This window comes from Mesorhizobium japonicum MAFF 303099 (assembly GCF_000009625.1).
GTDB lineage: Bacteria > Pseudomonadota > Alphaproteobacteria > Rhizobiales > Rhizobiaceae > Mesorhizobium > Mesorhizobium japonicum.
Genome location: NC_002678.2, coordinates 734843 through 749749 on the forward strand (window position 1 = coordinate 734843; position 14907 = coordinate 749749).

Sequence of the window (14907 nt, forward strand, 5' to 3'; positions counted from 1 at the left end):
CCTACTCCTTGCCCCAGTGTGGCCGGCGCATCGAAAAGACTTCGTCGACGCTGGCATAGTCCATATAGCCAAGACGGGCCACATTGCCGGCCTTGGTGATGTCGAACAGGCCGTCCTTCAGGAAGGCGTCGTCAATGTGCACGCCGACCACCTCACCGGCGACAATGACGGCGCTCGTCAAGGTTCCGTCCAGCGCCTTCGGGCGAAACACCTCCGTCACCCGGCATTCCAGCGCGGCAGGCGCGGCCGCCACGCGCGGCGGCTTCACGAGACGCGAAGGCGCCATGGCGAGATCGGCATAGACGAACTCGTTGACACCGCGCGGCGCGTTGACGGACGTATAATTCATCTTCTCCGCAAGATCGCGGCTGACCAGATTGGCAACGAACTCGCCGGTCTCCTGGGCAAAGGAGGCGCTGTCCTTCTCGCCCTCCGAGGAGAACCAGACGATGAAGGGCCGCGTCGAAACGGCGTTGAAGAAGGAGTATGGCGCCAGGTTGATCTCGCCTGCCCCATTCAGCGTCGATATCCAGCCGATCGGCCGCGGCGCCACGATCGCCTTCGACGGATCATGCGGCAGCCCGTGCCCCTTGGACGGTTCGTAGAACATTCAGTCCGCCCAAGAGCCTGAGTAGTCGGCATAGAGCTTTGCCGGATCGGGCCGTGGCCGCTCCGGCGCCGGCCCGGCATAAGAGCCGATATGGATGAAACCGACGACGCGCTCCTGCGGCGCCAGTCCGAGGATCGCCCTGCCCTCCGGCACGTCGGAATACCAGTTGCTGATCATGTTGGTGCCATAGCCCAGCGCATTGGCTGATATTATCAGGTTCATCGCCGCCATGCCGCCGGACAGGAACATCTCCCATTGCGGGATCTTGGGGTTCTCCTTCGGCACCGACACCACGCCGATCACCAGCGGCGCGCGCGAAAAGCGCGCCAGTTCCTGGTTGCGGCGGCCCTCGGGCAGCGGCCCTTCCCGCTGTTCGGCAAGCGCCGCCAGCTTCCTGCCGATCTCGATGCGGACATCGCCGCGATAGAGGATGAAGCGCCAGGGTTCGAGCCGGCCATGGTCAGGCACGCGCGTGGCGGCGGCGATCATCGTTGCGATCTCGGCGTCGTTGGGCGCCGGCTCCTTGAGGTCGGGAATCGGCGCTGAATTTCGGGTCAGCAGGAAGTCGATAATCGGCGACGCCATGGGCGCAGGTCTCCTGAACACTCTGTTTTGAGCTGAAGCGCACCATCGGGAATTCGGGCGGCTCGTGCAAAGGCGCGCAAGCGCCGGGCTGAAGAGTCTATGGATCGGACTCTTAAGCCTTGAAATTGCCACCGCCATGGGCTTCAACGCAAGGCATGTTTGAGGGGCGACTGCGTCTTTTCCTGGTTTGGCTCTGCGCCGCGCTGTTCCTGCTGCCGGTGTCCTTGGCTGTTGCGCAGCAAAAGGATGGGATGGGCGACCTGAAACTCCCCGGAATTTCGAGCTATGCGACGCCCAAGAGCGAAACCCCGCTGGCGCTGAGCGGCGGCGGCGCCATCACCCTTTCTGCCCAGCTGACCGACAAGGGCACCGACATCACCCGTGGCCTCGTCTGGCGTGTTTTCAAACCCGTACCCGTCAACGGCAAATTGCCGATGGTCGCTTCCGCGCATGGCGGCAGTGCCGTGTTCCAGCTCGAGCCCGGCAGCTATCTGGTCCATGCCTCCTATGGCCGCGCCGGCGCCACCAAGCGCATCACTGTCGGCAAGGAAGCCAAGCGCGAAAGCCTCGTGCTCGATGCCGGCGGCCTGAAGCTCGACGCGGTTCTGTCCGGCGGCGTGCGCATTCCCCCGAAAAAACTGCGCTTCTCGATCTATGAGGGCACCGCCGAGGCCAATGGCGACCGCGCGCTGATCATTCCCGATGTCGAGCCCAACAGCGTCGTGCGGCTCAATGCCGGCATCTACCATGTCGTCTCGACCTACGGTGCGGTCAATGCGGTGATCCGCTCCGACATCCGCGTCGAGGCCGGCAAGCTGACCGAGGCCACCGTCGAGCATCACGCCGCCGAGATCACGATGAAGCTGGTGCGCGAAGCCGGTGGCGAAGCCATTGCCGACACGTCATGGTCGCTGCTCAACGAATCCGGCGATCCGATCAAGGAGTCCGTCGGCGCCTTCGCCTCGATGGTGCTTGCCGAGGGCGACTACACCATCATCGCCAAGAACCGCGACCGCATCTACCAGAAGGATTTCGCGGTCGTAGCCGGGCAGAACCAGGAAATCGAGGTTCTTGCCACCGAAGCGGCGGCCATGGACCCCGAAGAAGGCGCGGATTAGCCTTAGGCTGCGAATTTCTCTAGCTTTCAGGCGGCCAGTTTCGTCCGCGCCGGCAGGAACGGAATCCGGCGGCGCGGTACCTGCGGCGCCAGGTCGAACACACCGCGGTAGAGACGGTCGAGCAATGCCTTGCGGTCGCGCAGCGGCTCCAACTCGCTCCAGCTCAGCACATCGCCAACGCGCACGTCGATCGCCTTGCCGGAAAGCCGCGCGAATTCGTGGATGAGCATCGAAAGGCGCAGCGTCAGCGAAGCCTTACCGACGAATTTGGCCACGCGGCCATCGCGCTCGGCCATGTACATCGGCCCGCTGACCAGATGGAACAGCCGGCCGTTCTGTCCGGAAAAATGCATCGGAATGACGGACGCCTTGGCATCTTGGACCAAGCGTGCCGGAAACATCTTCCAAGGCAGGTCACGCGCCCGGCCAAAACCTTTCGGCGCGGTGGCGACGCCGCCGGCGGGAAACACGACGATGGTGACGCCCTCTTTCAGCAGCCGCACAGCCTCGTGGCGCACGGCCATATTGTTCTTCAGCGCGTCCTTGGTCTCGGAAAAGTCGATTGGCAGCGAATAGGGCTCCATCTCGCGGATCTTGAGCAGATCCTTGTGGATCATCACCCGGAACGGCCGCCCCAGTTGCTCCACCAGCGAAAGCACGGCAATGCCGTCGCCGATGCCGAACGGATGGTTGGCCACGATCACCAGCGGTGTGTCCGGCAATGGCGCGGGCGGCCACTGGTCGGCGGTGCGTATCCGCACGTCGATAAGGTCGAGCATGCGGCTGAACACGCGCTCGCCTGTCGGCACCACCTGGCGGCGCCAGAAATCATAGAGCACGGCATAGCGGTCGCGCCCCGACAGGCCTTCAATGGAATGGATGACCCAGCGCGTCAGCGCCGGCTGCCGCGGATTGGCATAGGAAAGCTCGGGAAACGGTTTTTCGCGCGTCTTCAGCTTGAGCATGAGGGCTCGTTACAAGGTTGGCGTGACAGGGATATGAAAATGGCGGTGGATCGCTCCACCGCCATTCCTGGGAACTATGCGGATCAGGCAGCGCGTTTGCGCCTGCGGTCCGGCGTTACTGCCTCTTCGGTCAGCTGCGCGATCGCCTCGGCAAGGCCAAGCGATTCCTGGTCGCGCGAGCCGAGCCGGCGGATGTTGACCGTCTGTTCCTCAGCCTCGCGCTTGCCACACACGAGAATGACCGGCACCTTCGCTAGCGAGTGTTCGCGGACCTTGTAGTTGATCTTCTCGTTGCGCAGATCGGCTTCCGCCAGCAGCCCCGCGGCCTTCAGCTTTGCCACGACCTCGGTCGCGTAGCCGTCCGCCTCGGAGGTGATCGTTGCCACCACCACCTGCTGCGGCGCGAACCACAGCGGGAAATGGCCGGAATAGTTCTCGATCAGGATGCCGAGGAAACGCTCCATTGAACCGCAGATGGCGCGGTGCACCATGACCGGCTGCTTCTTCTCCGAATCCGAGCCGATATAGAAGGCGCCAAAGCGTTCCGGCAGGTTGAAATCGACCTGCGTGGTGCCGCACTGCCATTCGCGGCCGATGGCATCCTTCAGCACATATTCGAACTTCGGCCCGTAAAAGGCGCCCTCGCCCGGATTGATCGAGGTCTTGATCCGGTTGCCGGACCGCGTCCTGATCGTCTCCAGCACGCTGCCCATGATCGCCTCGGCATGGTCCCAGGCCTCGTCGGTGCCGACACGCTTGTCGGGCCGCGTCGACAGCTTGACGCTGATTTCGTCAAAACCGAAATCGGCATAGGTCGACAGGATCAGATCGTTGATGCGCAGGCACTCCGACGCCAGCTGCTCCTCGGTGCAGAAGATATGCGCATCATCCTGCGTGAAGCCGCGCACGCGCATCAGCCCGTGCAGCGCACCCGACGGTTCGTAGCGATGCACATTGCCGAATTCCGCAAGTTTTACGGGCAGATCGCGATAGGACTTCAACCCATGCTTGAATATCTGCACATGGCCCGGGCAGTTCATCGGCTTCAGTGCAAAGACGCGGTCGTCGTCAGTATCGTCGCCGGCGACCGTCACCTTGAACATGGCGTCGCGATACCAGCCCCAATGGCCTGACGTTTCCCACAGGCTCTTGTCGAGCACCTGCGGCGCGTTGACCTCCTGGTAGCCCTGCTCGTCGAGGCGGCGGCGCATATAGTTGACCAGGTTCTGAAACATCTTCCAGCCCTTGGCGTGCCAGAAGACGACACCCGGCCCCTCTTCCTGGAAATGGAAGAGGTCCATCTCGCGGCCAAGCTTGCGGTGGTCGCGCTTCTCGGCCTCCTCCAGCATCGTCTGGTAGGCTTCGAGCTGCGCCTGGTCGGCCCAGGCCGTGCCGTAGATGCGCGTCAGCATCGGGTTGTTCGAATCGCCGCGCCAATAGGCGCCAGCCACCTTCATCAGCTTGAAGGCGTTGCCGATCTGGCCGGTCGAGGCCATGTGCGGGCCACGGCAGAGGTCGAACCAGTCGCCCTGCGCGTAGATCTTGAGGTCCTGATCCTCGGGAATGGCGTCGATCAGTTCGAGCTTGTAACGCTCGCCCTTGTCGGCGAACACCTTTTTCGCCTTGTCGCGCGACCAGACTTCCTTGGTGAACGGCTTGTTGCGCGCGATGATCTCGCGCATCTTCTTCTCGATCACCGGGAAATCGTCCGGCGTGAACGGCTCGTTGCGGGCGAAGTCGTAATAGAATCCGTTCTCGATCACCGGTCCGATGGTCACCTGCGTTCCCGGCCACAATTCCTGCACAGCCTCCGCCAGCACGTGCGCGGTGTCGTGGCGGATAAGCTCAAGAGCGCGCGCATCGTCGCGGGTGATGATCTCGACTTTGCCGGACTTGCCGAGCGGGTCGGAGAGGTCGCGCACGGTGCCGTTAATGGCATAGGCGACGGCCTTCTTGGCAAGCGACTTCGAGATTGATTCGGCAAGGCCGGCACCGGTCATCGCCGCGTCGTAGTCGCGGACGGACCCATCGGGAAATGTCAGGGAAACGGAATTCAGCATATGGTTCTCCTATCCAGTCCCGCAAACGAGCGCGGGTGGTTGAAATGCATGTCGCCCAAAAGTGTATGGCGATTTTGGGGTTACGGCATGCATAAGGTAAGGCCGGATGAGCCAATGACAGGGACAAACGGCGGCGGGCGGGTTTTAGAGGCAGTGCCGCGTCAGGTAAAGAGTGCTGACTGGCCCGTTCGTCAGGAAATGTCGGCAGAGATGTCGCAGACCCGCCGCCCGGGCTTGCGAACATCCCCGCAATCGTCTGGAATTGTCGATATGGAAAACGCAACACCCAGCCGAACCGCCCTCGGCGTCGCCCGCATGAGGGCTCTGCATCAATTTTCACCGCAGGCAGGATTGTTTCGCGATCCCTACGCGATCGCGATTCTGGGTGAAGCCGCTCCCGCGGCGCAGGAGCTTGAGCAGGAAGACGAGCGCCGCCAGCGCATGCGCCTGTTCGTGGCAGCGCGCGCCCGCTTCGCCGAGGACTGGCTGGCGGCGGCGGTGCTTCGCGGCGTCCGCCAACTTGTAGTACTTGGCGCCGGCCTCGATACGTTTTCGCTGCGCAATCCGTATCGGGACCTCAGCGTGTTCGAAGTCGATCACCCGGCCACGCAAGCCTGGAAACGCAAATGCATTGCCGATAGCGGCCTTGCCGAGCCAGCCGCGACCCGGTTCGTGCCGGTCGATTTCGAGCGGCAAAGCCTGTCCGCGGAACTGGCCGCGGCCGGCTTGCAGTCGACCGCGCCGGCCTTCTTCATCTGGCTCGGGGTCGTGCCCTATCTGACGAAGGAAGCGATCCTCAAGACCTTGTCCTGGATAGCCGGTGTCCCGGGCTCGGAGGTCGTGTTCGACTATAGCGAGCCGGCTGCGAACCGCGACGCGGCGGGACAGACCGCGCTGGCCTTCCATGCGGCGCGCGTCGCGTCCGTCGGGGAGCCATGGATCAGCTTCTTCGTGCCGGCCGAGCTGGCGAAATCCATGGGGGAACTCGGCTTCGACGAGATCGAAGATATCGAGAGCGGCGATATCGCCGCCCGTTTTTCCGAGGCCCCGAAGGGAATGACGAACAATTCCGGCGGCGGCCACATCATCCGCGCGCGCCGAACCGCTTAAGCAATTCCAGGAAAAGTGTGCAGCGGTTTTCCCGGGAAAAGCGAGTAGCGCTTTCCCTTGGAATTGCCTAGAAACCAGGACTCATTTCACCAGCAGCGACAGGTCTTTAAGAAACGCCGCCCGCGTCTTGAGGCCTTTTGGCATATCGGTGCGGGTAGCATCGACAACCAGGCGGGCAAAGACGATCTGCTGGCCGTCCTTCTTCGCCCAGCCGACGAACCAGCCAAGCGAACGCTTATCACTGATCTTGTCGGCATCGTCGGCGAGCCTTGTGCTGCCGGTCTTGCCTTGCACCGTCCAGCCTCCGGCCTGGAACGTCGGGATGATGGCCGACGTCAAGTCGTAGGCCTTGGCCGAGACCGGCAGCTTGCGCGCCAGCAGCTTGCGCAGGAAATCGACCTGCTCGACCGGCGTGATCTTGAGCGAGGAGTTCACCCAGGAATGGGTCAGGCCGTCATTCTTGCCGGGATTGCCGGAAACGTCCTTGTTGCCATAGCCGAGTTTCGAGACATAGCCGGCAAAGCTCTCCGGTCCAAGCTTGCGGGTGATTTCACGCGAATACCAGAGGACCGAATCCTTTTCCCAGATCACCGGGTCGACGATCTTCTGATCCCGCTTCGCCGCATTGAATTCGGGTTTGTAGTCCCAGCTTGGCGTGTGCTCGTCACTCAGGATGCCGGCGTCATAGCCGATCAGCGAAAGCGGCACCTTGAACGTCGAGGCCGGGCTGAACGGCTGGTCGCAGGTGCCGTCCTGATAAAGCACCTTGCCGCTCGCCGCATCGGCGATCAGCGTGCACTGCACGTCCCCAAGCGGCGCAGATTGCGCGCGCATCGGGAACCCCAGCAGCCAGGCGAGCAGGAAGAGGCTCCAGCCAGGATAAAGGGAAGACGGTCGATGTTACGCATTGATGCTCGCTCCAGAAGTGTGTTCGCGAGCGGGCTTAGCGAGGTCTCTTGTCTCGATTTTGTCTCAAATGCGCAGTCTTTGTGCAGGCTTGCGTTAACCCTACCGGATCGTAAACATGCGCCGTCGATCGAGGTGTGGCCGGCGCAGTCATGCCCGCGTCTCGGCGCGCTTGCGGCCGATCCGCCAGTACCGCCAGGGCATGAACCAGACATAACGATCCGCCAGAACTTCCGGCACCAGGTCGATACCATGCGTGCCGAAAGGCCCGCAGCGCAGCACCCGGAAAAATCCCATCCAGCCGCCGGCCCACAGGCCATGGCGGGCGATCGCCTCATGCGCGTATTCGGAACAGGTCGGCAGGTGCCGGCAGGAATTGCCGACAAAACCGGAAAGCGTCAGCTGGTAGAGGCGCACGAACGACGTGCCTAGGAGACGGCCAGGCGTCTTGCGCCACGGGCCGGGCCAGTTGCGTCCGCGCCCCGGCGGCCTGACAGTATGGGCATGCCCATGCGGGTCGTGCACCGCAGTCTCCGTATCGCGTTTCCCATGCGATAGATGTGAGCTTCGGCTGGAGAACGCAATCCCCGCCCTCGTCCTCTGTGCTGTCATGGGCGGGAGCGACGAAACGGCTGCCCGTCAACCGGAGGCGCCCAGCGGCCGGGGCGGACCGGCTCCTCGCCGCGTTTTGCGCGGTGTCTGTTGCCACACCATTGGAACGTTACGATCCGTATGACATCGCCAAAGATGCTCAGGACCTGGATCATAGTCGGTCTCCTTTGACGCGATTAGACCTCCACTGGCCTTGGCCTTCAAACGAGTATAATTTCCACTTCGGATAATCCTGGGTTATGCGAATGAGGCGTGGGCGCCTGCCGTTGACGGCATTGAGAAGTTTCGAGGCGGCGGGCCGGCACCTGAGCTTCAGCAAGGCCGCCGAGGAGCTTTTCGTTTCCCAGGCGGCGATCAGCCGCCAGATCCGCGAGCTTGAAACTTTCCTGCGCCAGCCTTTGTTCGAACGTCACCATCGCCGCGTCGAACTGACCGACAGCGGCCGCCGGCTGCTCGATCAGCTTGTCAGAAGTTTCGACGCCATCGATCGGCTGCTCGGCGAATTGGTGGCAGCCCCGGCGCAGTCCGTGGTTCGTGTCAGCGTCGAGCCGTCGCTTGCCTCCGTCTGGCTGGTGCCCCGGCTCAACCGGTTTCGCCAGTTGCGGCCCGATATCGACGTGTCCCTCGAAGTCGATGCCAGGCTGATCGAATTCCGCGGCGATCAACCCGAGCTTGCCTTGCGCTTCAGCGCCAACGCGACCTCCTGGCCCCGTAGCCAGGCAGAGCGCCTTGCCTCCACAGTCGATTCACCGGTTCTGTCGCCGGCGCTGCTCGCCTCTGGCCCTCCTCTCGAGAAGCCGATCGACCTTGCCCGCTACACACTTTTGCATGAGGAAAATCGCCAGGGCTGGGCGCGCTGGTTCGAAGCGGCCGGCGTGCCCGCCGATGCCGTGCCCGCGCGGGGGCCGATGCTGGCGGATATATCGCTTTCAAAGCAGGCCGCCCTGCTCGGACATGGCGTGGCGCTGGGCGATCTCTTGCAGATCGGCAACGAGCTCGAAACCGGCGCGTTGATCAAGCCGTTCGACATTGACGTCGCGTCCGGCGCCTACTGGCTGGTGGCCAGGAGCTTGAAGGAGCTTTCCGAGCCGGCCGCCGCGTTCGCCGACTGGGTCAGAAGCGAATTTGCCGAAAGCAGACGGACACTGGAGGCAAAGGTCTAAGCCGGTTCCCGCGCCTGGGCTCCCGCTATTTTGCCTTCTTGTATTTTTCGAGAAGCTTGTCGATGTCGTTTACCCGGTGTCGCGGGCCGCCGCGAAGTCCGCGCATCGTGAAAAGCGGAAATGGCAAGGTCAGGCCGCTTGTTCGGCGCGCTTTTTCTCGATCTGGCCGATGGCGTCGACCACGGCGTCGAAGGTCAGCATGGTCGAGGCATGCCGTGCCTTGTAGTCGCGCACCGGCTCAAGGTACTTCAGGTCGGCGAAGCGCCCTTCCGGCGGCGTGCCGTTCTCCTTCAGCATCCTCAGCATGGTGTCGCGCACCGTGCGCAATTCCTCGGCGCTCGCGCCGACGACATGCTGGGCCATGATCGAGGACGACGCCTGGCCGAGCGCGCAGGCCTTCACGTCATGGGCGAAGTCGGTGACCACGCCGTCCTCCATCTTGAGATCGACGGTAACGGTCGAACCGCACAGCTTGGAATGCGCCTTGGCGGTCGCGTCCGGATGATCGAGCCGGCCGATGCGGGCGATGTTTCCGGCAAAACCGAGAATTTTCGCGTTGTAGACATCGTTGATCATTATTTTCCAATCCGTCGCCGCCAAGCGAACAGCGATTGCCGCTGCTGTGTCTTCCTTTCGCTCGCTACGACCTTATATAATGCTGGCAGTCCGGTAACGACAAGGCGATGAGCGCTGCTGTCCTGGCCGGGAAGTTCACGCCGCTTACGGGGCTGGAAACGGGGCGAGTTTCCGACACCGAAAGGTCGTGGTCCGTTCAACTCGTTCCTCCTTGGAGAGGAACTACGGGAGACGCCTTTTATGGATGCCGTCATAAAGAAACTCATGCCCCAGTCCGCCTACATGGAAAAGCCGGTCACCGACCGACCGAGCGAAGCCGAGGTCGAGGCGGCCGTGCGCACATTGCTGCGCTGGACCGGCGACAATCCGGACCGCGAGGGGCTGATCGATACGCCCAAGCGCGTGGCCAAGGCCTTCCGCGAAATGTTCGGCGGCTACGACATGTGCCCGGCCGAGGAGCTCGGCCGCACCTTCGAGGAGGTCGCCGGCTACGACGATCTCGTCATAGTGAAGGATATTCACTTCCATTCGCATTGCGAGCACCACATGGTGCCGATCATCGGCAAGGCGCATGTCGGCTATCTGCCGGATGGCAAGGTCGTCGGCCTGTCGAAGATCGCGCGCGTCGTCGATATCTTCGCCCATCGCCTGCAGACGCAGGAAGCACTGACCGCGCAAATCGCCGGCGTCATCCAGGATGTGCTCAATCCGCGCGGCGTCGCCGTCATGATTGAGGCCGAGCACATGTGCATGGCCATGCGCGGCATCCGCAAGCAGGGCTCCACCACCCTCACCTCCACCTTCACCGGCGTTTTCAAGGATACGCCCGAGGAGCAGGTTCGTTTCGTCACCATGGTTCGCGGCGGCGGGGCATAACGTCTAGGCCGATATCGCTAGGCCATGATCCCGAAAAACGCGGACCGGTTTTCTCTGGACAAACGAAAACGTTTGTCCAGAGATCATGGTCAAATAGGAAGATACACCGGCGATGTCGGCACTGGGATTTCCCAAAACTCCGTCAGACAAGAAGGCCCTGGAGGAAGGCGCGGTGTTCTCACCGCGCTTCGACCCCGCCGGCCTTGTCACCGTCGTCGTCACCGATGCCGAAGACGGCATGCTGCTGATGGTCGCGCATATGAATGCGCAGGCACTCGCGCTGACGCTGGAAACAGGCATCGCCCACTACTGGTCGCGCTCGCGCAACGCGCTTTGGAAGAAGGGCGAAACCTCGGGCAATTTCCAGCACGTCGTCGAGATGCGCACGGACTGTGATCAGGATGCATTGTGGCTGCGCGTCAAAGTGTTGGGCCACGACGCAACCTGTCACACCGGCCGGCGTTCATGCTTTTATCGGACGGTGGGGCTTGTCGACGGCAAGGGGACGCTTGTTGACGACGGCAGCAAGCCGCTGTTCGATGCGGAATTCACGTATCGGAAGCCATCGTCTTGAACCATCTGCCTCACGCCAACCACACAGATTCATCATTTCGATACGGCCTGTCCGTATATTAGTCTTGGGACAAGGGAGATCATGATGCTCGAGTGGGCGTCATTGCGGAACAGACCAGATGTCAGGGAGGCCAACGGCCTGACCTCTTCCGGCGGCACGTCCGAAACGAAATCTCCCAAGAAGACAGGCATTTCGCTCGCTTTGGGCGGCGGTTGCGCCAGGGGCTGGGCTCATATCGGCGTGCTTCGCGCGCTCGACGAGGCCGGCATCGAAGTTTCGATGATCGCCGGCACCTCGATCGGCGCGCTGGTCGGCGGCTGTTATCTCGCCGGCAAACTGGATGAGCTGGAAGAGTTCGCCCGCAGCCTCACCAAGCGGCGCATTTTTGGCCTGCTCGATCTCAATCTGCGCGGCAGCGGCCTGTTCGGCGGCATGAAACTCGATGCCCGTCTGCGCGAGCATGTGGCGGGCGTCCGTTTCGAGGACCTGCCAAAACCCTTCGTCAGCGTCGCATCGGAAATCCGCACCGGCCACGAGATCTGGCTGTCGAACGGCTCGCTGATCACAGCCATGCGCGCGTCCTACGCATTGCCTGGCGTGTTCGAGCCGGTGAACTGCAACGGCCGCATGCTGGTCGACGGCGCGCTGGTCAATCCGGTTCCGGTGTCCGTCTGCCGCGCCTACGAGCAGCCGCTCGTCGTGGCGGTCAACCTTCATTACGACCTGTTCGGCCGCGCGGCCGTGATCAAACACAGCGCCGGCGAACTGGTTGTCGAAAAGGATGCGCCGCGCCCCGGCCATGTTGGCGCCGAGTACCAGTCACATCAGACACGCCTCGGCATCACCGGCGTCATGGTCGAGGCCTTCAACATCATCCAGGACCGCATCTCGCGCGCCAGGCTTGCCGGCGATCCGCCCGACATGTCGCTGCAGCCCAAACTCAGCCATATCGGCCTCACCGAGTTCCATCGCGCCGACGAGGCGATCCAGATCGGTTACCAGGCAACGACGGCGCAGATCGGCGAACTGACCCGGCTGCAGACCGTTCTCGCCTGAGGCCAGCCATCCCCTGAAAAACACCGTGCGTTGCGTCCCATCGACGGAAGACGCCGCACCCTTGAAGCGTGCGGCAATTCCGTATTGCCGTGCTCGCGATACCTGATTGCAAAATGCAATTGGTTATGCTGGTCTGTGCCCACTATACGGAGGCACACTGATGGCCAAAATCGTCTATTCCATGCTCACCTCTTTGGACGGCTACATCGCCGGGCCGGACGGGGACATTGGCCTGCCGGTGCCCGAAACGGAATTGCACCAGCACTTCAACGACATGATGAGGCAAGCGTCGGCAGTCCTTGCCGGCCGGCGGATGTACGAGACGATGCGCTTCTGGGACAGCCCTGACCGCGAGACCGGCGCCACCGAGGTCGAACGGGATTTTGCCGACGCCTGGCGGGATACACCGAAGATCGTGTTCTCGACCACGCTTCGGCAGGTCGGGTCCAATGCCCGGCTGGTGAATGGCGATGCCGAGACCGCAGTAAGATCGCTCAAGACGAAAACGGATGGCCTCGTCATCCTCGGTGGGGCCGATCTTGCCGCAGATCTGACACGAGCCGGGCTCATCGACGAATACCGGCTGTACATGCATCCGGTCGTGCTGGGTGGCGGCAAGCCATACTTCCAGTCCGGCCTGTCGCTGGCGTTGAAACCGCTTGGCACGGAAAGCCTGCCCCAGGGCGTGACGCTGCTGCGTTATGCGCCGGCCAACCAAGCTGCATAGATACTGACGCAGCTACGACCGCGCCGCATCGACGATACGGAATTGCACCGTGCGGTTGCCGTTCCAGTAATTGCCCGACAGCGAGCCGGCGACATGCACGCTCTTGCCCCGGTTCTTGAACAGGAATTCGCCAAGCACCGTATCGACGGCCCGAAAGGCGATCGCGGGGATGCGGCCGCCGGCGTCCGACTGCAATTCGCAGCGTATATGATTGGTGCCGACCGGCCGGGCGTCGGCCAGCCGATGGCGCGGCAGCACGAAGACCGGCGCGACGTGGCCGGCGCCAAACGGGCCGGCCTTTTCCAGCGCGTCGAGCAGGCTGAGCGTCGCGCCTTCGGCGGCAAGCGCGCCGTCGATCGCCAGGCTCTCCTCGTCCTGCAGCCGAAACACGTCGGCAGCCGCCCGTTCCTCGAAGAACGCCCTGAGTTCGCCCAGCCTGGCGCGCTCCACGGTGATGCCGGCCGCCATGCCATGACCGCCACCCTTGACGATCAGCCCGGCGTCGGCGGCTTCGCGCACCAGCCGGCCGAGATCGAAGCCCGACACCGAGCGGCCCGAACCGGTACCGATGCCCACGGCGTTGAAGGCAATGGCGAAAGCCGGGCGGCGCGCATGATCCTTCAGCCTCGAGGCAAGCAGGCCGACAATGCCGGGATGCCAATTGTTGCTGGCGGTGACGACGATCGCCGGGCCGCTGCCGCCCGCAAGCTCGGCATCGGCCTCGGCACGCGCCGCGGCCAGCATCTCCTGCTCCATCAGCTGCCGCTCCTGGTTCAGCCGGTCGAGCGTCTCGGCAATGGTCCGCGCCTCGACCGGATCGTCCGTCGCAAGCAGCCGGCTGCCAAGTGCTGCATCGCCGATGCGGCCGCCGGCGTTGATGCGCGGCCCGATCAGATAGGCGAGATGGAACGTGCTGATCGGTTCGCCAATGCGCGACACTCGCGCCAATGCGGCCAGGCCTTCATTCTTCTGCTGGCGCGCCATCTGCAGCCCTTTGACGACGAAGGCGCGGTTGACGCCGGTGAGCGGCACCACATCGCAAACGGTCGCCAACGCAACGAGATCGAGCAGTGACAGCAGGTCGGGCGGCGCGACATCGCTCAGGCCACGCAGGATTTTCGCGGTCTGCACCAAGGCAAGAAAGACGACACCGGCGGCGCAGAGATGGCCCTGCCCCGAAAGATCGTCGTCACGGTTTGGATTGACGACGGCAATCGCCGCCGGCAAGGCGCCGCCGACCTGATGGTGGTCGAGCACCACGACATCGGCGCCGGCTTCATTGGCGGCATCTACGGAAATGGCACTGTTGGTGCCGCAATCGACGGTGACGATCAGCGTCGCGCCGCGCGAGACGAGTTCGCGCATGGCATCGGGATTGGGACCGTAACCCTCGAAGATACGGTCCGGAATATAGATTTCCGACGGTATGGAGAAATGCGCCAGGAACCGTTTCAGCAAGGCCGACGAGGCGGCGCCGTCGACATCGTAGTCGCCGAAGATCGCCACTTTTTCCCGCGCCATCACCGCCGCGGCGATGCGGGTGGCGGCCTTGTCCATGTCGGTCAGCGAAGCCGGATTGGGCAACAGGTCGCGGATTGTCGGCTCGAGGAAGCGCTCGGTCTCGTCGGCGGTAACCCCGCGTCCGGCCAGAACGCGCGCGACGATGTCGGGCACGCCATGGCCCTGCGCGATGGCAAGCGCGACCATGTCCTGCCGTTCGGTCAGCCGGTGCTCCCAGGAGAGACCGGTCGCCGACTGCCTGATATCGAGGAAGAGGCGCCTGTCGCCCATCATGCGCCCTGCCAATTCATTGTTGGCAGCAGGATAGTGCATATCGCGCAAAAGTGTGCAGCGGTTTTGGGCCAGCGACATGCGGAGACAACAACTTAAAGCGCGTCGCGTGAACGTGACACGCTTCAGGGCCAAAGACAGGCAGAACCAGGTGGTTCGTGGTGGGTGGCGTCGCAGG

The 14907-nt window shown here is 63.0% G+C and carries 14 protein-coding genes and 1 pseudogene; 7 read left to right on the forward strand and 8 right to left on the reverse strand.

Going from position 1 to position 14907, the window contains the following annotated elements; translation table 11 throughout:
- Position 1: 1 nt before the first annotated feature.
- Together MAFF_RS04765 and MAFF_RS04770 are read right to left on the reverse strand one after the other, a co-directional pair.
- Positions 2-610, reverse strand: a complete 609-nt coding sequence (locus MAFF_RS04765) for a flavin reductase family protein (protein ID WP_010909751.1) — start codon at positions 608-610, stop codon at positions 2-4.
- Entirely contained in the window at positions 611-1195 is a 585-nt protein-coding gene (locus MAFF_RS04770) for a nitroreductase family protein (protein WP_010909752.1), read from the reverse strand.
- Positions 1196-1350: 155 nt separating this feature from the next.
- Here MAFF_RS04770 and MAFF_RS04775 point away from each other — a divergent pair, with 155 nt between their 5' ends.
- On the forward strand, positions 1351-2313 hold the full coding sequence (locus tag MAFF_RS04775; RefSeq protein ID WP_010909753.1) for a hypothetical protein: 963 nt from the start codon (positions 1351-1353) through the stop codon (positions 2311-2313).
- 26 nt (positions 2314-2339) lie between these two features.
- Here the strand turns inward: MAFF_RS04775 and MAFF_RS04780 are convergent, their stop codons facing one another.
- Both MAFF_RS04780 and thrS read right to left on the reverse strand, forming a co-directional pair.
- Entirely contained in the window at positions 2340-3278 is a 939-nt protein-coding gene (locus MAFF_RS04780; RefSeq protein ID WP_010909754.1) for a lysophospholipid acyltransferase family protein, read from the reverse strand.
- 83 nt (positions 3279-3361) lie between these two features.
- Positions 3362-5338, reverse strand: coding sequence for a threonine--tRNA ligase (gene thrS, locus MAFF_RS04785; RefSeq protein ID WP_010909755.1), 1977 nt, complete (start codon positions 5336-5338; stop codon positions 3362-3364).
- A gap of 270 nt (positions 5339-5608) precedes the next feature.
- Between thrS and MAFF_RS04790 the strand changes: the two genes are divergently transcribed.
- A complete protein-coding gene (locus tag MAFF_RS04790) occupies positions 5609-6448 on the forward strand; it encodes a class I SAM-dependent methyltransferase (RefSeq protein WP_044547733.1) in 840 nt (279 codons plus the stop codon).
- Between the two features lie 81 nt (positions 6449-6529).
- On the opposite strand, the pseudogene blaOXA reads toward MAFF_RS04790, so the two are convergent.
- Both blaOXA and yidD read right to left on the reverse strand, forming a co-directional pair.
- A pseudogene (gene blaOXA / locus MAFF_RS04795) lies at positions 6530-7356 on the reverse strand (class D beta-lactamase).
- Between the two features lie 148 nt (positions 7357-7504).
- The gene (gene yidD / locus MAFF_RS04800) at positions 7505-7879 is read right to left on the reverse strand and encodes a membrane protein insertion efficiency factor YidD (protein ID WP_032930477.1); all 375 of its coding nucleotides are present in this window, start codon (positions 7877-7879) and stop codon (positions 7505-7507) included.
- A gap of 332 nt (positions 7880-8211) precedes the next feature.
- Here yidD and MAFF_RS04805 point away from each other — a divergent pair, with 332 nt between their 5' ends.
- Positions 8212-9129, forward strand: a complete 918-nt coding sequence (locus tag MAFF_RS04805) for a LysR substrate-binding domain-containing protein (RefSeq protein WP_010909759.1) — start codon at positions 8212-8214, stop codon at positions 9127-9129.
- Between the two features lie 129 nt (positions 9130-9258).
- Here MAFF_RS04805 and MAFF_RS04810 read toward each other — a convergent pair whose 3' ends face one another.
- Positions 9259-9705, reverse strand: a complete 447-nt coding sequence (locus MAFF_RS04810; RefSeq protein ID WP_010909760.1) for an iron-sulfur cluster assembly scaffold protein — start codon at positions 9703-9705, stop codon at positions 9259-9261.
- 240 nt (positions 9706-9945) lie between these two features.
- On the opposite strand from MAFF_RS04810, the gene folE reads away from it, so the two are divergent.
- The 4 genes from folE (at position 9946) to MAFF_RS04830 (ending at position 12938) form a co-directional block, all read left to right on the forward strand.
- Positions 9946-10581, forward strand: coding sequence for a GTP cyclohydrolase I FolE (folE, locus tag MAFF_RS04815; protein WP_032930479.1), 636 nt, complete (start codon positions 9946-9948; stop codon positions 10579-10581).
- Positions 10582-10693: 112 nt separating this feature from the next.
- Positions 10694-11155, forward strand: coding sequence for a phosphoribosyl-AMP cyclohydrolase (hisI, locus tag MAFF_RS04820; protein WP_010909762.1), 462 nt, complete (start codon positions 10694-10696; stop codon positions 11153-11155).
- Positions 11156-11239: 84 nt separating this feature from the next.
- Positions 11240-12211, forward strand: a complete 972-nt coding sequence (locus MAFF_RS04825; RefSeq protein ID WP_044550518.1) for a patatin family protein — start codon at positions 11240-11242, stop codon at positions 12209-12211.
- 160 nt (positions 12212-12371) lie between these two features.
- Complete coding sequence (locus MAFF_RS04830) at positions 12372-12938, forward strand: dihydrofolate reductase family protein (protein WP_010909764.1); 567 nt, start codon at positions 12372-12374, stop codon at positions 12936-12938.
- A 12-nt stretch (positions 12939-12950) separates the two neighbouring features.
- On the opposite strand, the gene recJ is transcribed toward MAFF_RS04830, so the two are convergent.
- Positions 12951-14732 carry a single-stranded-DNA-specific exonuclease RecJ gene (gene recJ, locus MAFF_RS04835; protein ID WP_044550521.1) on the reverse strand — a complete coding sequence of 594 codons (1782 nt, stop codon included), beginning with the start codon at positions 14730-14732 and terminating at the stop codon, positions 12951-12953.
- Between the last annotated feature and the right edge of the window lie 175 nt (positions 14733-14907).